Genomic DNA, 18121 nt, shown 5'->3' on the forward strand with positions numbered 1-18121 from the left:
TGCTGCCTCTCTAGCCCTGGGCGGTGAAGAAGTCGGCCGCCGTCACCGCGAGCAGGGCAAGCAGAAAAGAACCGGACAGCAGCTCGGGCACCCGGAACAGGCGCAGTTTGGCGATGAATACTTCGGCTGCCGCGAGCAGCACCGCCAGCACAGCAATTTTGACCGCGATCGCCGCGAGGCCGATCAAGACGTCGAGCGGGCGCGGGTGCCCGCCGGCGATTCCCCACGGCAAGAACAGATTGGCCAGCAGCGCCAGCAATACGGTGAGCCGCATCCCGGAGGCCCATTCGACCAGCGCCAACTTCGGGCCCGCGTACTCGAGAACCATCGCCTCGTGCACCATCGTCAATTCCAGGTGCGTGGCCGGGTTGTCGACCGGCAGCCGCCCGGTCTCGGCGATGATCACGATCACCAGCGCGACGAACGCCAGCACTCCGGTCAGTGACGCCACCTGTCCGGGATGGCTGAGGGTGTTGGCTACCAGGGCACCGAGATTCGCCGATCGAGCGGGAATGGAAAGCGCGAACACGGCGAGCAGAATCGTCGGTTCCACCAGTGCGGCGATGGTGATCTCGCGGCTGGCGCCCATGCCGCCGAACGACGTGCCGGTGTCGATGCCCGCGAGAGTCAACGCGACGGTGCCGACGAACAGCAGACCGACGACGGCGAACAGGTCGGCGGCAGCATCCAGCGGGGATCCGATCGCGACGATCGGTGCGATCGCGGCTATGAGCAGCGTCGTCCCGGCGACGATCGCCGGGGCGGCAGCGAATACCACCGTGGTGCCCTGCGGGGTGATTTGCTGTTTGCCCAACTGTTTGCGCAGGTCGCGCCAGGGCTGCAGCACCCCGCCGCCGGCACGCCCCTCCAGCCGCGCCCGCACCTGCCGCATGACGCCGATCACCACCGGCGTGCCGAACATGACCGCACCGATCTGGGCGGCGCCCGCGACGTAGGAAAAGACGTTCATCGGGCGATCACCAGCACCACCAGGACACCGAGCATGCCGTAGGCCAGGTAGAGGTGGACGCTGCCGGTGTGTGCCCGCCGGACCAACTCGGCGGCCGCTGCCACCGCCCCGATGATCGGGTTGTAGAACCGCTCCTCGATCGCATCGGCGATCCGGGCCCGATAGGTGACGGCCTCCGCCAGGTACCGCGACTCGGTCAGATGGGTGATCTCGATGTCGGTGTCGGGGCGCAGCACGTCGTCGAACACCCGCTGCAGGGGCTCCGCGAACGACGTGGCGGTGTATTGCATCCGTGGACTGAGTTCTTCTGCACCACAGGCCCACAACGGCAGCGTCACCGAAGCAGGACGCCGCCGCGAGCGCCAACTCGCCGCGCCAACCGCGACCAGCACAGCGACAGTCAACGCCGCGGCGATCACGCCCGGCGCGATCGACCCGTTCACGCCCGGCAGCCGCAGCACGGCGCCGAAGTCGGTGAACGCAACGTCGTGGGAAGCGCACAGCCCGGTAAGCACGCGCCGCAATGTGGACCCGACAACCAACGGCGCCACCGCCACCACGACGCATGCGGTTGCGGCGAGCGCCATTCCGGCGAGCATGCTGAGGGGCGCCTCACCCGCGCCGGCAGCGGGCTGCGAGCGTGGGCGGGCCAAAAAGCCGATGCCGAATGCTTTCACCATCGCCGCCACCCCGAGCCCGGTCGTGAGCGCGACCGCCCCGACCGCCAGGGGCGCCGCCAACGCCAGGGCCGTGTGGTGCTGCGGCGTGGCGTGAATCAAGGACTGGACCAGCAGCCACTCGCTGACAAAACCGGCGCCCAGCGGTAATCCGGATGCACCCAGGGCGGCAACACCGAACAGGACCGTCGTCGCAGGCATCCGCGGGGCCAGGCCGCCGAGCCGGTCCAGGTCGCGCAGCCCGGTCGCGGCCAGCACCGATCCGGCCGCGAGAAACCCCAAACACTTGAACGCCGCGTGCCCAACCAGGTGCAGCATCGCCGCGGCCATCGCGATCGTGGCCGCCGAGTGCGCGCCCGAATCCGCGAACAGCGTCGCTGCACCCAAGGCGAGGGTGATCAGGCCCATGTTTTCGGTCGTCGAATAGGCAAGCAGCCGTTTGAGATCGGTCGCTACCGACGCCTGCAACACCCCATAGAGCGCGGATAGGGCGCCGACGACCAACAGGGTCAGTCCCCACCAGCGCGGACCCGGGCCCAACAACTGCAGATCGAAGCGCACGATGCCGTATACCCCCAGGTTGACCATCGCCGCACTCATCAGCGCCGACACCGGGCTGGGGGCCTCGGGATGGGCCCGCGGTAGCCACGCATGCAGCGGCAACAGACCCGCCTTGGACCCGAACCCGGCCACCGTCAGGACGAACACAGCGGTCCGCGCACCCCCGCTCACCCGCGTCAGGTCCGCGAACCGGTCGGCGCCGCCCGATGCCGACAACACCATCAGCCCTACCAGGACGGCGACGAACCCGAGCTGGGTCATCACCGCGTAGAACAGTCCCGCCGAACGGACCTCCGGCCGGGTGTGTTCAGCCAGCACGAGCAGCAGCGAAGCGATCGCCATCAACTCCCACGCCAGTAGAAAGGTGCTAATCGAGCCGGCGGCCGGCACGAGCAGCATCGCCGCGACGAACAGCGGCACCACCGCCAGCGGGACCCGGCTCGCAAGGTGGTGGTAGCCGATCAGGTAAACGCCCACCGCGATCGCGACCGCTCCTGTCACCGCCATGAAAAACCCGCCCGTTGGGTCGAGGCCCAACCACACCCCCGAAAGCGGTAGCAGCCAGCCGATGTGCACCGGCCGCGTCGACCCGAAAATCCCCAGCAGACCCAGCCACACCCCCAACCCGCCGACACAGCTCGTCAGGACTCCCGACACCGCGCGCCGGAAGCCGTCCCCGGCCAACAACTTCGGCGGGGCCGCCGCGGACGCCGCAGCCGGCGTCAACGTCACGGTCATCTGCCGGTCACCGATCGCAGGGCCGCGACGATGTCGCCCGGAGTCGGCGGACACCCCGGAATCTCGACGTCGACGGGCACCACCTCACCCACCGCACCGACGACGCCGTAGGCATCCCTGAACACCCCCCGGTTGAGGGCACAGTCCCCGCATGCGATCACCACCCGCGGCCGCGGAGTCGCTGCCACGGTGTTTTGCAGCGGCTCGGCCATGTTGCGCGTCACCACACCGGTCACCAGCAGCGCATCGGCGTGCCGCGGGGAAGCCACCAGCCGCGCGCCGAACCGCTCCGCGTCGTAAACCGGGCCGAAGGCGCCCGAGATCTCCACCTCGCACCCATTGCAGGACCCGGCATCGACGTGGCGGATCTGCAACGAACCCTTCACGCCAGCAGGCGATTCCATCACCACAGCCGGTGCCGGCCCAGCAGGCTCCACGACGCGGCCAACCCGCATGATCTTACCGATCCACCCCATCCGGGCCACCCCGCTACCGGACGTCCGACAGGCCGTCGGCGCGCAAGTCTTCCAGCACCGCAACGCGGTCGCTCAGCATCCCGGTCAACACTTTGCGCGCCACCGCGAGCAGTTCGGCGATATCGCGCGAGGCGATCGAGTAGATCACCGTGTTGCCGTCCTTGCGCGCATCGACCACCCCGGCCCGCCGCAACACCCCCAGCTGCTGAGACAGGTTCGATGACTCCAATCCCACCTCGGGCAGCAATTCGCCCACCGAACGGTCCTCCACCGCGAGCAGCTCCAGAATCCTGATGCGTGCCGGATGCCCAAGCGTCTTGAACAACTCACCCTTGAGCTTGTAGAGCGGCTCGGACATCACCGGTCTCCTGAAGACTTCCGATTTCTTACCTTCTATTGATTGAAGAATTTATCATATAGCCGACTGATGGACCAGGAGTGCCTGTATTGGCCACCAGCGCATCGCCGGTCGGTGAGCCGAACCGGGGCGGCGACCACGGATCTGCGGCCACGGCCGCGCCTCGCGGGGTGTCGAAGTCGTTCTAGTTTTACCTCGGCTACATCCGCAACAGCCACGCGCAAAGACATCGAAGTGCTCGGAGTGCGCTCCCAAGCCCTGGCCAAGCAGGCCTGGGCGCAGGGCCGATTCGATCGCGAAGTCATCCCGCTGAAGGCGCCCGTCGTCGACGCGGAGGGCAACAAGACCGGCGAAACGCAGATCGTTTCTCGTGACCAGGGCCTGCGCGACACCACCGAAGAGTCCCTGGCCAGGCTCAAGCCGATCCTCGAGGGCGGCATCCACACCGCCGGCACCTCCTCCCAGATCTCCGACGGCGCCGCCGCGGTGTTGTTGATGGACGCCGAGCGCGCCCAGTCGCTCGGGCTGCGGCCGCGCGCACGGATCGTCGCCCAGGCACTCGTCGGCGCCGAACCTCGGTTCCACCTCGACGGCCCGGTGCAGGCCACCACCCGGGTGCTGCAGAAGGCAGGCATGAAGATCGGCGACCTGGACCTGTTCGAGGTCAACGAGGCCTTCGCATCGGTAGCGCTGTCTTGGGCGCAGGTACATCAGCCCGACATGGACAAGGTCAACGTCAACGGCGGCGCCATCGCGCTGGGCCATCCGGTGGGCTCCTCGGGCTCACGACTGATCACCACCGCCCTATACGAGCTCGAGCGCCGTGGCGAGTCGACCGCCCTGATCACGATGTGCAACGGTGGCGCGTTAGCCACCGGCACCATCATCGAACGGATCTAGGTGGCTGGTGTTTTTCGCGTGGCGTTGACCGGGTAATCGGGTGCGGTCGGCGAGAATGGTTGGGTGAGTTTGGGTTTGACGCCGAAACAGGCGGATTTGTGGCGGTCGACGGTGGATTTCTGCGAGGGCCGGGTGGCGCCGGACTCGATTTACAGCGTGCTGCACCGGGAGTGCTTCAACTTGTTCGGCGATGAAATGTTCGCCGACTTGTTCACCGATGTCGGCCGGCGCAGCGTGCCGCCGATGATTGTGGCGGTGGTGATGGTGTTGCAGCGCATCGAGGGGCTTTCGGATCGGGAGGCGGTGGATCGGTTCGCGTTCGACGCGCGGTGGAAGTATGCCGCGGGCGGGCTGGACTTCGATTATCCGGGGTTTGTGCACACCGTGTTGGTGGACATGCGCGCGAGGCTGGCCCGCTCGGATCGCCCGGACCGGATCTTTGAGGTCACCCTGCAAGCGGCCAAGGCGGCCGGGCTGGTGGGCCGTAAGCGGGTGTTGGACTCGACCCCGCTGTATGACGCGGTGGCCACCATGGACACGGTCACATTGATCCGCTCGGCGATCCGGGGACTGCTGGCGGTCGCCGGCGCGGAGCTGCAACCCGCGCTGCGGGCGCGGCTGTCCCGCGACGACGACTACGTCAGCGCCGGCAAACCGGTGTGTGACTACGACGACGTGGCGGCGCGCGAGGCGCTGGTGGACGCGCTGGCCCGCGACGCGTCTGCGCTGCTGGCCTGCCTGGATGAGCAGGCGCTGAAGCCCGAGGTGGACAAGGCGGCCAAACTGTTGGCCACCGTGGTCGGCCAGGACCTCGACCAAGACGCCGCCGACGGGATATTCCGCATCGCGCGCCGTGTGGCCGCCGATCGGGTGATCTCCACGGTGGACCCGCAGGCACGCCACGGCCACAAGACCTCCGCGCGGGGTTTCGACGGATACAAGGGTCACATCGCGATCGACCCCGACGCCGAGATCATCACCGCCACCGAAGTCACCGCCGGCAACGCCGGCGACGCCCAACCCGCCACCGACCTGCTGGCCGGCGACCTACCCACTCCGGTGACCAGCGACACCAACACCGCCGACGGAGATTGCGTTGATCCTCAGGACGACTCGAGCCTCGGTGCAAGTGCTGGCACGACGACCGCGGCCGGCGCGGTCGGTGATGGTGATGGCGACGGGAGCGCCCCCAGCGTGTGCGGAGCCCAAGACCAGCGATGCCCGGCGGTTTACGGCGACGCCGCCTACGGTGCGGGCAAACTGCTGGCCGTGTTGGAAACCGCGGGCGCGGAAATCTTCACCAAGGTGCAGCCACCGACCGCGCCGGGTGGCCGCTACGCCAAGGACCGCTTCGTCATCGACCTCGACGTCGGCACGGTCACCTGCCCGGGCGCGGTGACCGTGCCGATCCGCCCGGCCAAGGGCGGCGGCGGCAACGCGGTGTTCGGCCCGGCTTGCGCCTGCTGCCCACTGGCCGAGCAGTGCACCAGCTCAACCGCCGGGCGCACCATCGCGATCAGCCGCTACGAGGCCGAACTCACCCGTGCTCGCACCACCCAAGCAGATCCGGGCTGGGTCGCCGACTACAAGGCCACCCGGCCGAAAGTGGAACGCAAGATCGGCCACCTGATGCGCCGCCGCCACGGCGGCCGCCGTGCGCGCGTGCGCGGCACCACCAAGGTCGCCGCCGATTTCTCCCTGCTGGCCGCCGCGATCAACCTCGCACGCCTGGGTGTGCTCGGATTACACCGGGAAGGCGCAAACTGGGCCGCCGCCACGACCTGAGGCCGGTCGGCGATGCCAACCGGCCCACCAGGACCGCCTGTAGACCAGCCAAGCAACGGAATCGCCAATCCCGACAACCGAATTCACCTGAGCTAGGAACCGCTCACGACCACACGAGCATCGCCCAATAGCCCGACCGGTCAACCAGCGCCCCCACAATGGCCGTTCGACACCAGCCACCTAGTGGCGTGCGCGATTCGCGTCACCTTCATCTCTCCTGTGCGGCCCGCTGCGTACGAGTTCGTTGAGCAACGTGGCGCACAACTTGGTGGGCGCCAAGGGCACTCAGGTGGTGTATCCGGGCACGGGGCCTAAGCCCATGTGCCTTCACCGCGGCGTGCGACGCCACCGGCGTTGCGCTGGCGCCGTCGCAGATCTGACTGGCCAGCGCCGCCGTCAGACGGCCACCCGCCACGAGGCAGTTCAGGCTCGCCATCTTCTCCAGGCTGGTCTCGCGCGGGCACTCATCCACCATGAGGTCACCGACCGGCACGATCTCGTTGTCGAAGCGGCCTTCGTCGATCGCGGCGCGGGCGCGCTGGTGACTCTGCAGTGCCCAGCGCTGCATCTCTTCGCGGCCGATGTCCCACTTCTCAGCAATCAGTTCGGCGGCGCGGAACCGCGAAACCTCTCTTCGCTATAACGGCGCTCCCAGCCGATCGAACCCTCAAACGAGGTCTGGAACCCGAACCGCTGGCCGACGGCCATCGCGGAGGCGATCGGAATCATGCTCATGTTCTGCACACCGCCTGCAACCATCAGCTCGGCGGTGCCGCTCATCACCGCCTGCGCGGCGAAGTGCAGCGCCTGCTGGCTCGAGCCGCACTGGCGATCGACGGTGACACCAGGAATGTGCTCGGGGAAACCGGCGGCGAGCCACGCCGTGCGCGCAATGTTGCCCGCCTGCGGTCCGATCGCATCGACGCAGCCGAAGACCACGTCGTCAATCGCTGCCGGATCGACCTGATTGCGCTCCAGCACATGGGTGATCACCAGAGCACCGAGATCGGCGGGATGCACCCGGCACAACGCGCCGCCCTTCTTGCCGACCGCGGTGCGAACGGCGTCCACGATGTATGCCTCACACATCCAAATCCTTCCCGGCGGGCCCAAGCTTTCCAAACCGCGCCCAACAGAATCGAATTCATCGGTGGCCCCTGAAGCGGAATCGCCCGCACCCTAACCAAGCAAGTGCTTGGTCGGCGCTAGCACGTGCGGAACCTCGAGCAAACTGTGAGCAACGTCGCGGTTGCCCGCCTATGCGAACCCGGTATCTCTTAGATTGCTAATATTCGAAACTGATTGAATAATGCCGCGGCCCGATCGGCCGAGACCTCGACCGGCAGTGGCGCATCGCAGCCAGGAGTCCGATGAGTAACGACCCACGACGGCGTCGTCGACCGACCGCCCTGCAATACCTCGCGTACTGCTACGGAGCGGTCCTGCCCGCCTCGATGCACGACTGGGTGCGCAACGACCTGACCGGCAAAGGCGCCGCACGGCGGACCATGATCCGGGCCGTCATTCCTGCCTTTCTGGTACTCGCCCCGTTCTGGCTGATCCCGACAACGCTGTACGTCCACGCCAGCATGACCCTGCCGATTTTCCTTCCGTTTATCTTGTTCACGCATGCGCTCAACAAGGTGTGGCGCCGCCACCGACTGGCCCAGCATGGTTTCGATCCCGACATCGTCGACGACTACATACGCAAGCGCGACGCCCACGTCCACCGCGCCTACATCGAGCGCTACGGCCCCCGGCCATAGCCAGCCAAAACCCGACCGCGCACCGACCTGAGTCGGGCGCAACGCTGCTCAGCCGGAACGAAAGTAGTGACCAGCCGTGTTCGGTGATGACGAATCAGCAGTGGGTTGATCTGGCAAAACTGATGTCCTTCGTTCACTGACATATCCCCCACCTACCTCGTTGGCAAAGGCCAACACCTCTGCGAAGGAGAAGTTCACGGCCGAAGCGGTCATCGTCGAAGCGGTGCGATCACCGATCGGTAAGCGCAACGGCGGTCTATCCGGTGTACACCCCGCCGAACTGTCGGCTCAGATACTGAACGGGTTGGTGCAGCGCGCCGGTGTGGATCCGGTCCTCGTTGACGACGTCATCTGGGGATGTGTGATGCAGGCCGGTGAGCAGGCCCTGGATGTCGCCCGTACCGCGGTGCTCACCGCCGGCTGGCCCGACACCGTCCCGGGTGTAACCGTGGACCGTCAGTGCGGGTCGAGCCAGCAGTCGGTGCACTTTGCCGCCGCCGGCGCGGTGGCCGGCCACTGCGACATCGTCGTTGCCGGCGGTGTCGGGTCGATGTCGCGAACCCCGATGGGCTCGTCGCTGGCCAATGGTGGGCACCCCTACCCGGAGGCATTCCGTGCCCGCTACACCCAGACCCCCAACCAGGGCCTCGGCGCGGAGATGGTCGCACAGCGGTGGGGCTTCGACCGCACCTCACTGGACCAGTTTTCCCTGGACTCTCACGAAAAAGCCGCCACAGCACAGGATTCCAGCGCCTTCGATGACGAGATCGTGACGATCAAGGACCAGGACGGAAACCCGGTGAGCACCGACGAGGGTATCCGCCGTGGCACCACGCTGGAGAAGATGGCTCAGCTCAAGGCCGCGTTCACCGAGGAAGGTGTGATCCACGCCGGTAACTCGAGTCAGATTTGCGATGGCTCCGCCGCGCTGCTGTTCATGTCGGTCGAGAGGGCAAAAGCCCTGGGGCTCAAACCACTTGCGCGCGTGCACACCGCGGTGCTGGCCGCTGCCGACCCGGTGATCATGCTCAGCGCACCCATCCCGGCGACCCAGAAGGCACTGCAGCGGTCCGGTCTGGGCGTCGACGATATCGGCGTGTTCGAGATCAACGAAGCGTTCGCTCCGGTGCCGATGGCCTGGCTGAAAGACATCGGCGCCGACGAGAAGCGTCACAACCCCAATGGTGGCGCCATCGCGCTGGGCCACCCTCTCGGTGGGTCGGGAGCGCGCATCATGACCACGATGCTGTATCACATGCGGGACAAAGGGATTCGGTTCGGCCTACAGACCATGTGCGAGGGTGGCGGTCAGGCCAACGCGACCATCGTCGAATTGCTGTAGCGCAACGCAGAGCATCCTCGGTGTCCCCAATCCGCTTGGGGCCGCGGCCGACCGGGCGCTCGGCGCGCACGCGCTCGAGCTGCGCCGTCGACTGTGATGTCGCGCGACAGGCACACCATGATGCGAACTTGAGTGCGATCCCGGCCGGGCCGACAAATTGAGGTGCAGAACCCGGCGCCGCCCTACTGCTGTTCGTAGGTGCCGTAGATGTAAGCCCGCGCGATCGCGTGCTGGAAGAGGTTGAACCCCAGGAAAGCGGGGCTGGCGTCCTCGGTGAGATCCAGCTTGTCGACGTCCACGGCGTGCACCGCGACGTAATACCGGTGCACACCGTGACCCGCGGGCGGCGCGGCGCCGACGTAGCGGCGCATACCGGCGTCGTTGACCAGGGTCACCGCGCCCCCCGGTAGCTCACCGCCGTCGCCGGCGTCCTCGGGCAACTCGGTGACGTCGGCCGGCAGGTTGGCCACCGCCCAGTGCCAGAACCCCGACAGCGTGGGGGCGTCGGGGTCGTAAACGGTGACCGCGAAGCTGCGGGTCTGCGCCGGGAACCCCGACCAGCTCAACTGCGGGCTGACGTCCTCGCCGCCCGCACCCATGATCCCGCTGATCTGCGGTGTGGCCAGCGGCTCGCCGTCGGTGATCGAGTCGGATGTCAGGGTGAACGTCGGCAGCTTGGGCAGCGCGTCGTACGGGTCGGGCGAGCTCATCAAAAGTCCTCTCGTGGCGTGATATTTCCGGCTAACTCGGCTAACAATGGGTCAGGAAACGTGCCAGCACCTCGGTGCCGAACCTCAACGAGTCGACGGGTACCCGCTCGTCGACGCCGTGGAACAGGGCGGCGAAATCCAGCTCGGGCGGCAGCCGCAGCGGACTGAACCCGAAGCACCGAATGCCCAGGCGCGCAAAGGCTTTCGCGTCAGTCCCGCCGGAAAGCATGTACGGCACCGTCCGGCCGTCCGGGTCGAGTGCGAGCACCGCGGCATTCATCGCGTCGACCAGGTCACCGTCGAAGGTGGTCTCGTAGGACGGCAGGTCCCGGATCCATTCCCGCGTCACGTCCGGGCCGATGAGCTCGTCGACCTCGGCCTCGAACGCCGCCTTGCGGCCCGGCAGGATGCGGCAGTCCACCACCGCCTCGGCGGTCGCGGGGATGACGTTGGCCTTGTAGCCGGCCTTGAGCATCGTCGGGTTCGCGGTGTCGCGCAGCACCGCGTTCAGCATGCGCGCCATCGGGCCCAGCTTCTCGATCGTCCCCTCCAGGCCCGGGGAGTCCGTGTCGAACGCGATGCCGGTCTCCTCCCCCACGGCGGCCAGGAACTGGGCCACCGCGTCGGTCATCACCAGCGGGAACCGGTGCCGGCCCAGCCGTGCCACCGCCTCGGCGACGGCGGTGACGGCGTTCTGCTCGTGCACCATGGAGCCGTGTCCCGCCGGGCCCCGGGCGGTCAGCCTCATCCACGACAGGCCCTTCTCGGCCGTCTCGATCAGATATAGCCGGCGTTCGCCGCCGTCGCGGCGCGGCACGGTCAGCGAGAAGCCGCCCACCTCGCCGATCGCCTCGGTGACGCCGTCGAACAGGTCGGGACGGTTGTCGACCAGCCAGTGCGCTCCGTACTGACCGCCGTGCTCCTCGTCGGCGACGAAGGCGAACACCAGATCGCGTGGCGGCACGACGCCCGCCCGCTTCAACTGGCGGGCGACCACGATCATCATGCCGACCATGTCCTTCATGTCGACCGCGCCGCGGCCCCAGACGTAGCCGCCCTCGACGGCGCCGGAGAACGGGTGCACGCTCCATTCGGACGGCTCGGCGGGCACCACGTCGAGATGCCCGTGGATCAGCAGCGCTCCGCGCCCGTTGTCGGCGCCCTCGAGGCGGGCGAACACGTTGCCCCGGCCGGGAGCGCCCGACTCGACGTACTCGGTCTGGTAGCCGACCTGTTCGAGCTGCTCGGCGACCCACCGCGCGCACTCGGCCTCGCCCTGCGTCGTCTCCGGTTCGCCGGTGTTGGTGGTGTCGAACCGGATCAGCCTGCTGACGACCTCGACGACGTCGTCGCCCGGGTTGTCGGGAACCACGGTCTGCCCACGATCAACGGTCACAACCCAAATTCCTACCATTGCCGGGGTTCGGGGGCGGTCTCAGCAGCTGGGTTGGGCCGGGGCGGGCGAATCCGATAGCCTTAGCTGCCGACCCGAGCGGTTGGTCTTGTCCGAGTGGCGGAATGGCAGACGCGCTAGCTTGAGGTGCTAGTGCCCTACTAATGGGCGTGGGGGTTCAAGTCCCCCCTCGGACACATCCGGCGACACGACTCAGGTCGGCAGTCGCCGTGACTCGCCGAAGATGCGGGTCGTAGTCGAGACGCAGGCCCAAGCTTGCGTACACCTCGGCGCGCTCAGCTCCGGTTGCCGCGCCGAGGATGACCGACAGTCCGCCTAACTCCTTAACTAACTCACTGATCTCGGCGGCACACATGGCGCGGGGCCGCGCCACTCGCTCAACGCGTGCCCTCAGCTCGTCGCGCTCGGCGGTACGTTGACGCAACGCAGCAGTTAGATCCTCAACGGCCACGCCAGACTCCACGGCGGTGATCAAGGCAGCCACTTTGGCATTCGCCTCGCTCAGCTGGCGCTGCAAGGCGGCGTAGCCAGGTCCGGCCGCCGGGTCCACGTCTTGCCCGCGTGCGAGGTCTTCTGGATCGGCCAGAGTGGCGATCCATTCGTCGAGTCGCGCTGTCACTGCGTCTTCGCGGAGATAGACGGTGCGCGGATGATCACTCAGGTCCACAGGTACAGAACGTGACTTGCCGAACTCACAACGGTAGAGGATCCGCGTTGTTTGCTTCCCCGGCCGGGCGGCGCCCTGCATGCGGCGTCCACATGCGGCACAGAACAGCAGCCCGCGCAGCGCATATGGCACCGTCGATTCTCTGCTACACACAAGACCCGGACCCCGCCGCGCCTGCATCCGAAGTCGGACAGCCCGCGCCAGCTCGTCAGTGATCAGCGCTTCGTGCGTTCGCCGGTCAGGTGCGATCCAGTCGACCTCGTCACGCCACCGCATGCGAGTCTCGTACCCGGCAGCGACATCGTCGGGGTTGACCAAGACCTCGTATTTCTCCTGCTTGCCCCACACACGAATACCGCGGTACGCCGGGTTGTCGAGGATTGCGCGGATCGCCGAATGGGACCATCCGCGCGGATCACGGTGCCGGTTCCGCTCCGGGTCATATTGGCTTGGTGATGGCACTCCATCGTCGGTGAGCTGCTGTGCGATGAAGCGCAAGCCAGCACCATCGGCGTACATGCGGTAGATCCGCTCGACGACCGAACATGTCGCGGGGTCGGGTTCGAGACGATGGAGCCGCTGCCCAAGACTTGCCTTGGCAGGGTTGGGATGCGGGCCGGCATCGACGAGTCGATACCCGTACGGTGGGCGACCGCCGAGGTATCTGGTTGTGTCCTGCGCGAGTGCCGACATCGCGGTACGGACGCGCATCTGGATTCGTGCGCGTTCTCCCTTGCTCATACCGCCGAAGAGCGTCATCACGAGGTCGTGTGCCTCGGATCCGGGATCAACCGCTCCGCCGACTTCAGGCACCCATAGGCCAACCCCGTAGTGCGTGAGCACCGGGAAAGTGAGCGCAAATTGCGGTCCGTAGAACGCGCGAGCAGGTTCCCCGATCACCACGGCATCGAAGCCACGGTCACGAGAAGTGACATCTGCAAGCAGACGTGAAGCCTCCGGTCTGCGTTTCCAGGGAAGCGAACGGCTTTGACCTATATCGAAGTAGTCGACAGCGAGGACTCCGCCATGCGGAGTGATCAGATCGATGGCACGACGTTTCTGCCAGCTGCGGCTCGCCTCGGGATCTTGAGCGTCCTCGGTACTCACTCGGCCATAGAAAGCGAACCTGAGGCTCATGCCACTTCCCTTCGTGATCCGCGGGTCCGGTCCCGCACAGCCAGTATGACGTTTACCAGCGCGCGGTTGGCCTCGCGCGGAAGCCGATTCCGGTTCGGCAGGTCAATTTGAACACCTCCCTCTGACATGCTCGGTGCATTAATTCGAGCGTCACATTCGGAGCGAGCATGTGGGGTTGGGCATCGTTCAGCCATCGCTTGCCCCTGGTGGATCCCAATGCTGGCTGCGTGTGTGGCGACGGGCTTCCACTAGTCCGATGCGGCGGATGTGAATACGTTGGAGGGCCGCGGAATAGACGAGACTGCGATCGCCGAGGCTGCCGGGGCCGGCACGGTCAAACTCCCACGCCACCAGATCATCGCCACCGGCGAAGTCACAGTCGGGATCGTATTGGTATGCAGTGCTTTTCGAGCTTTCCTGACGCGTCCAAATGGCGCGCTGTTCGCGCAGCACGGTCATGGTAGTCGAATAACGGCGGGATTTGCTGGTGATGTGGCCGCGGAATCCGAGGGTGTGCAACCACCGCCCGATGCCGGACAGTCCTTTGTCCGCGAGATCGCTGATGGTGGTCAGGATGGTCCGCACATGCTCGGACACGTCCAGGTCGGGTATGGCTTCCGTAGATAGGCGGCGTGCGCTGATTCCGAGGGCTGCCAAGGATTTGGTGACATACTTGGCGAGATAGCGCGCCACCAGCCGGCTAGACATGGACCGGCTTGAGCCTGAATTGTGCTCATTTGGCGGCGGATCCACCGATGCGGTTAGCGGTTGGGTGTCGATCTGTGTGCCGAACCGTATCGTCTGCCCACCGCCATCGGCTGTCGGGTCGTTGACGGTGAGTGTGACGGTGCGGATGGCGTACTGGATGACCTTAGCGAGTTCGACTGCACCGATAGGTGATTCCCACCCGGGGCGGTCAAGGTCGTCGTGGGGATCCAGGCGGATCAGTGCGTGGATGTGTGGGATAGCGCGGGCTTGCAGTTCGACGATCTTGATGAAGCTCACTCGCACCGTATCCGGGTCAACTCCGGCGGCTTTCAGGCTTTTGCGTAGGGCGCGCCGCAGGGTGATGGTGAAGCGTCGCCACAGTTCGGGCAGGTGCCACGTGAACAGCACATGCCCGGCATAGTCGTAGCACTCCGGACACAGCGGCTGGCCGACCCGCTCGTCGCCATGATCATGGGACATGCTGCACCACAATTGTTTTCCATGCGGGCAGCGTCGGTAGCCGCCGACCCGGTGCTGGTCGCGGCACACCTGCGCTGCCTTCTCCCGTGACTTCGTGGCGGTGTGGACGGCCCCGAAGCTCGGTGCGGTGAGAGTGACAAACACTTGCGGATGATCGGCCACCGTGGTGGGCATGCCGTGGTGACCGCCAGCGGCACCGGCGTGCACGAGTTGCCAGGTGTCGCGGGCGTAGAGATCCGAGCAGGAGGGGCAGATGTGGGCGCGACGGTTGTTGCAGCGCGTCCATACCACCCGCTGACGCCCGTACTCATCGGCACCGATCAGCTGGATGGGGTGGGCGCAGAATCCGACGGATTCTGCTCGTCGCCACCAGGATTCGTATCCCATCGAGGCGGCGCGCCGCACCATCTGCTCGACCACCCGGGCGGTGTCAGCTGTATCCGGAACACCCGGTAGGACAAGCTGCGCCGATGTCGTGGAGCTATTCACCGCTGCCCTCACTCGCGGTGTGGCCGGTATCGGTGTTGTGTGGCTGGTGGGGCTTGTTCGGTCGCCTCGCGGTTCGGCGGAACCGGCTGGCCAGGGCGGTAATGTCGTGGTCGGTGACGTGAAAGGCCCGCACCCGCTGGGCGTGGGCGGTGCCGTCAACCATCATGTAGCCCACCCCGGGGGTGGTGTCGGGGATGCGGTCGCATTCTGCCCCGGCATCGCGCGCCCCTTGGCCGAGGACCATGGTGGTTTGGGTGGCTTCGGTCAGCCGCAACCCGATCCGCACCGTGAACAGCTGCCGTACCGGCAGGGTGTCTTTGGCCGGGTCTTGGACCGCGGCGACCACGCTGATGCCGACTGCGCGGCCTTGGGAGAGCAGCAGGCCCAGGAGTTGTTCGACTTCGGTGCGGACCTTGCGGTCGGTCACGTATGCGGTCAGTGCGGCGATCTCATCGATCACCGCAACGAACAACGGCTCCGACGTCGTGGGGGTGTGTAGGCGGGTGTGGCCGCGCAGACGATTCGCCCGGGCGTGCATCACCGTGACGAGCTGGCGTAGCAACTCCAGGGTGGTGTCGGTGGCGTCGTGGGTGAACACGGTGAACAGGGGTGCTCCGGCACCGAGTTCCATGCCGCCTTTGGGGTCGATGACACACAACCGGACCAGCCCGGTCTTCACCGCGGGGGCAATGCCGGCGATCAACGACCACAGCACTGAGCCTTTGCCTGCGCCGGTTGCCCCGGCGATCAGCACGTGGTGACCGAGCAGCGGCACCTGCCACCAATGTCGCGTTTCGGTGATCCCGACCCGCACCGACACCAGATCGACCGGGGTGGCCGGGGTTGGCATGGGCAGGGCGATCGGTTCAGCCAGCACGTCTGCGCGCATTAACGTGATGCGCAGTTCGCCGGGCGAGATGGCGGTGATGCTGATGCGGCCGGCGCGCCACGCGGCGGCCAGCGCGTCGGACTGTTTATGCCAATCTGCCACGGACTGGCCGGTGACGATCCGCACCACGAGCACATCGGTGGTTTTACCGATCGTCACCGTGCGCAGGGTGGGAGTGAGAGTGCGTCCGCCGAGGGTGGCGGTCAGGCCGTGCAAGGTGCAGGTCGATTCCCAGGTGCGGGTGTAGCGCGACCACGTGAGCCAGCGCCGCCGTACCGGTTCGGTCACCCAGGCGCGAAATGACCCCGGTTGGAGCCAGGCCCAGCCCGCATACCCGGCACTGCACACGATCGCGCAGATCAGGCCCACGCGTGGGCCGTGGCTGATAGCAAGGACGAGGCTGGCGATGATGGGCACGCTGATCGCCGGGAACAGCACCGCCCACCACAGCACATACCCGGATGCGGTGAACAGCGACATGACCAGTTCTCCGAACCAGTCGTCATCGCCTGATCCACTGTTGGTGGTGTTCTTCTTGTTCGATGTCATGAGAGATGCCCTCCGTGAGCGTGTGGTCAACAGCAATGCCCGGGGTGTCGGGGTGGCGGGGTGCGATGATCTGCTCACCGCACCCCACACCCGCTTGGGGGTTGTTACTTCTGCGGGCGTGTCTGCTCACTCGGCGCAGCACCACTGGCGGTGGCGGCGGTGAGGGCATCAGCACGGAACGCCACCCCGCTGCGATCACCTTGGGCCCACGGGATGGCCACCAGACCAACTACCGAAACAGGCTGCGTGACTGTCACTTTGGGGTCTCCTGCCACAGTGACAATGAGCACTTCGCCGCCGGAGTCATCCAGCGCGAGGACCTGGGTGGCGTACATCGGCATCCCGGTGGCGGTGTCGACTTTCGGGGCGCCGGTTTCGAAGTTCAGCCGTGGCTCAGGAGCGCGGGTGACGATAAAACGAGTCCCAGACGTATCGATTCTCAAACGCATTGTCCTACTGGTCCTTTCGTGAGCTGTTGACGCCGGTCCGGCGCTGGACTCAGTTCACGTGGACATCACGGACGTTGCGAGAGACATATGCCGACATTTCCGACACATCCACGGGCATTTCGGACACGGCCCGGACATACCCACGGACATCACACCGGCACTATCGCCGCCGGGTGGCGGCAGTCGCATGGCAAACTAGACACCACGCGCTGAGGGATGGATACGGACGACACGGGAAGATGTGCGCTGGCACGATGGACGAGCAGGACGGCACCGAGGCCGCCATCACTCCCAACGATCGCCTCGTGCAGCGGCTACACGCCAAAGGTCTGTCCTCGCAGCGGTTCGCCACCGCGGTGGGTGTCGATATCAAGTCGGTGCGACGCTGGCTGGCCGATAGCGACTACAGAATTCGCGAACACAACGCCCACAGAGCCAGCGAGGTGCTCGACTGCACCCCGCATGACCTGTGGCCCAACCAGTACCCACCCTCCACCGCGAGCGCAGTGGCAACAGCGTCTGCGGGTGGGCCGTTCACCGCGACCCTGTATGCCAGCCGCACCCAGCTACCCATCACCATGTGGCAGCAGCATTTCGCCGACGCCACCACCGGCATCGACATCCTCGTCCTGGCGGCCACGTTCCTGTTCGACACCCTCGACGGATTCCTCGACACCCTGCTCGCCGCCGCCGCCCGCGGTGTGACGGTGCGGTTTCTCGTCGGGGACCCCGACACCCCCACCACGATCCTGCGCGGCGAGGAGGAAGGGATCGGCGAGGCCGTCATCGCCCGCTGCCGCACGTCCGTGGAACTGCTCGCCCCTCACGCCGGCACCCCGGGGCTGGACATCCGCACCCACGACACCGCGCTCTACACGTCGATCTTTCGGGTCGATGACGCCATGATCGTCAACTTCCACATCTACGGCTCAGCCGGGCGCAACAACCCTGTGCTGGTTCTGTCACGTCACCACGAGCCACGGCTCTGGGCCACCCTTGAAGACGCTTTCACCCAGGTCTGGGACCATGCCAGACCGCTGACCTCGAAAGGCTGAC

General features: G+C 66.4%; 14 protein-coding genes, 1 tRNA gene and 2 pseudogenes. 6 read left to right on the forward strand and 11 right to left on the reverse strand.

Annotated features, from left to right (window positions below):
* Positions 1-10 precede the first annotated feature (10 nt).
* Genes ACJ512_RS16885 through ACJ512_RS16900 form a run of 4 tightly spaced genes read right to left on the reverse strand, consistent with a single transcriptional unit; the run spans position 11 to position 3783 of the window.
* Positions 11-970, reverse strand: coding sequence for a respiratory chain complex I subunit 1 family protein (locus ACJ512_RS16885; RefSeq protein WP_407689280.1), 960 nt, complete (start codon positions 968-970; stop codon positions 11-13).
* Entirely contained in the window at positions 967-2946 is a 1980-nt protein-coding gene (locus ACJ512_RS16890; RefSeq protein WP_407689279.1) for a proton-conducting transporter transmembrane domain-containing protein, read from the reverse strand. The genes ACJ512_RS16885 and ACJ512_RS16890 overlap by 4 nt, the downstream gene beginning before the upstream one ends.
* Positions 2943-3422 (reverse strand): NADH-quinone oxidoreductase subunit B family protein, encoded by a 480-nt coding sequence (locus tag ACJ512_RS16895; protein ID WP_407689278.1) that lies wholly within the window; start codon positions 3420-3422, stop codon positions 2943-2945. The genes ACJ512_RS16890 and ACJ512_RS16895 overlap by 4 nt, the downstream gene beginning before the upstream one ends.
* A gap of 13 nt (positions 3423-3435) precedes the next feature.
* Positions 3436-3783: a lsr2/espR transcriptional regulator gene (locus ACJ512_RS16900; RefSeq protein ID WP_407689277.1), complete on the reverse strand. Its 348-nt coding sequence runs from the start codon at positions 3781-3783 to the stop codon at positions 3436-3438.
* Positions 3784-3996: 213 nt separating this feature from the next.
* Here ACJ512_RS16900 and ACJ512_RS16905 point away from each other — a divergent pair.
* Both ACJ512_RS16905 and ACJ512_RS16910 read left to right on the forward strand, forming a co-directional pair.
* Positions 3997-4680 (forward strand): annotated as a pseudogene (locus ACJ512_RS16905) (thiolase family protein); the annotation flags it as partial.
* A 63-nt stretch (positions 4681-4743) separates the two neighbouring features.
* Positions 4744-6465 (forward strand): transposase, encoded by a 1722-nt coding sequence (locus ACJ512_RS16910; protein ID WP_461479751.1) that lies wholly within the window; start codon positions 4744-4746, stop codon positions 6463-6465.
* 274 nt (positions 6466-6739) lie between these two features.
* Here the strand turns inward: ACJ512_RS16910 and ACJ512_RS16915 are convergent.
* Positions 6740-7554: pseudogene (locus tag ACJ512_RS16915) on the reverse strand (thiolase family protein); the annotation flags it as partial.
* A 281-nt stretch (positions 7555-7835) separates the two neighbouring features.
* On the opposite strand from ACJ512_RS16915, the gene ACJ512_RS16920 reads away from it, so the two are divergent.
* Entirely contained in the window at positions 7836-8231 is a 396-nt protein-coding gene (locus ACJ512_RS16920; RefSeq protein WP_407688287.1) for a DUF5313 domain-containing protein, read from the forward strand.
* 160 nt (positions 8232-8391) lie between these two features.
* Positions 8392-9573, forward strand: coding sequence for a thiolase family protein (locus ACJ512_RS16925; protein WP_407688288.1), 1182 nt, complete (start codon positions 8392-8394; stop codon positions 9571-9573).
* Positions 9574-9755: 182 nt separating this feature from the next.
* Here the strand turns inward: ACJ512_RS16925 and ACJ512_RS16930 are convergent, their stop codons facing one another.
* Both ACJ512_RS16930 and ACJ512_RS16935 read right to left on the reverse strand, forming a co-directional pair.
* Positions 9756-10286 (reverse strand): YbhB/YbcL family Raf kinase inhibitor-like protein, encoded by a 531-nt coding sequence (locus ACJ512_RS16930; protein ID WP_407688289.1) that lies wholly within the window; start codon positions 10284-10286, stop codon positions 9756-9758.
* Positions 10287-10323: 37 nt separating this feature from the next.
* Complete coding sequence (locus ACJ512_RS16935; RefSeq protein ID WP_407688290.1) at positions 10324-11697, reverse strand: M20/M25/M40 family metallo-hydrolase; 1374 nt, start codon at positions 11695-11697, stop codon at positions 10324-10326.
* Between the two features lie 90 nt (positions 11698-11787).
* Between ACJ512_RS16935 and ACJ512_RS16940 the strand changes: the two genes are divergently transcribed.
* A tRNA-Leu gene (locus ACJ512_RS16940) sits at positions 11788-11873 on the forward strand.
* Here ACJ512_RS16940 and ACJ512_RS16945 read toward each other — a convergent pair.
* The 4 genes from ACJ512_RS16945 to ACJ512_RS16960 form a co-directional block, all read right to left on the reverse strand.
* Positions 11855-13501, reverse strand: coding sequence for a recombinase family protein (locus tag ACJ512_RS16945; RefSeq protein WP_005086570.1), 1647 nt, complete (start codon positions 13499-13501; stop codon positions 11855-11857). The two genes, ACJ512_RS16940 and ACJ512_RS16945, sit on opposite strands and share 19 nt — an antisense overlap.
* A 186-nt stretch (positions 13502-13687) precedes the next feature.
* Complete coding sequence (locus tag ACJ512_RS16950; RefSeq protein WP_005086571.1) at positions 13688-15178, reverse strand: replication initiator; 1491 nt, start codon at positions 15176-15178, stop codon at positions 13688-13690.
* Positions 15171-16616, reverse strand: a complete 1446-nt coding sequence (locus ACJ512_RS16955; protein ID WP_005086572.1) for an FtsK/SpoIIIE domain-containing protein — start codon at positions 16614-16616, stop codon at positions 15171-15173. The genes ACJ512_RS16950 and ACJ512_RS16955 overlap by 8 nt, the downstream gene beginning before the upstream one ends.
* A gap of 104 nt (positions 16617-16720) precedes the next feature.
* Positions 16721-17065 carry an SCO3933 family regulatory protein gene (locus ACJ512_RS16960; protein WP_005086573.1) on the reverse strand — a complete coding sequence of 115 codons (345 nt, stop codon included), beginning with the start codon at positions 17063-17065 and terminating at the stop codon, positions 16721-16723.
* Between the two features lie 254 nt (positions 17066-17319).
* On the opposite strand from ACJ512_RS16960, the gene ACJ512_RS16965 reads away from it, so the two are divergent.
* The gene (locus tag ACJ512_RS16965; RefSeq protein ID WP_005086574.1) at positions 17320-18120 is read left to right on the forward strand and encodes a hypothetical protein; all 801 of its coding nucleotides are present in this window, start codon (positions 17320-17322) and stop codon (positions 18118-18120) included.
* Position 18121: the final 1 nt, after the last annotated feature.

The organism is Mycobacterium cajalii, from assembly GCF_045809005.2.
GTDB lineage: Bacteria > Actinomycetota > Actinomycetes > Mycobacteriales > Mycobacteriaceae > Mycobacterium.

Excerpts from the sequence above, each read along its gene's own strand:
- ACJ512_RS16920 (WP_407688287.1), top strand. The coding sequence starts at position 7,836 with ATGAGTAACGACCCACGACGGCGTCGTCGACCGACCGCCCTGCAATAC.
- ACJ512_RS16935 (WP_407688290.1), bottom strand. The coding sequence starts at position 11,697 with ATGGTAGGAATTTGGGTTGTGACCGTTGATCGTGGGCAGACCGTGGTT.
- ACJ512_RS16955 (WP_005086572.1), bottom strand. The coding sequence starts at position 16,616 with ATGACATCGAACAAGAAGAACACCACCAACAGTGGATCAGGCGATGAC.
- ACJ512_RS16890 (WP_407689279.1), bottom strand. The coding sequence starts at position 2,946 with ATGACCGTGACGTTGACGCCGGCTGCGGCGTCCGCGGCGGCCCCGCCG.
- ACJ512_RS16965 (WP_005086574.1), top strand. The coding sequence starts at position 17,320 with ATGGACGAGCAGGACGGCACCGAGGCCGCCATCACTCCCAACGATCGC.
- ACJ512_RS16895 (WP_407689278.1), bottom strand. The coding sequence starts at position 3,422 with ATGGGGTGGATCGGTAAGATCATGCGGGTTGGCCGCGTCGTGGAGCCT.
- ACJ512_RS16885 (WP_407689280.1), bottom strand. The coding sequence starts at position 970 with ATGAACGTCTTTTCCTACGTCGCGGGCGCCGCCCAGATCGGTGCGGTC.
- ACJ512_RS16960 (WP_005086573.1), bottom strand. The coding sequence starts at position 17,065 with ATGCGTTTGAGAATCGATACGTCTGGGACTCGTTTTATCGTCACCCGC.
- ACJ512_RS16945 (WP_005086570.1), bottom strand. The coding sequence starts at position 13,501 with ATGAGCCTCAGGTTCGCTTTCTATGGCCGAGTGAGTACCGAGGACGCT.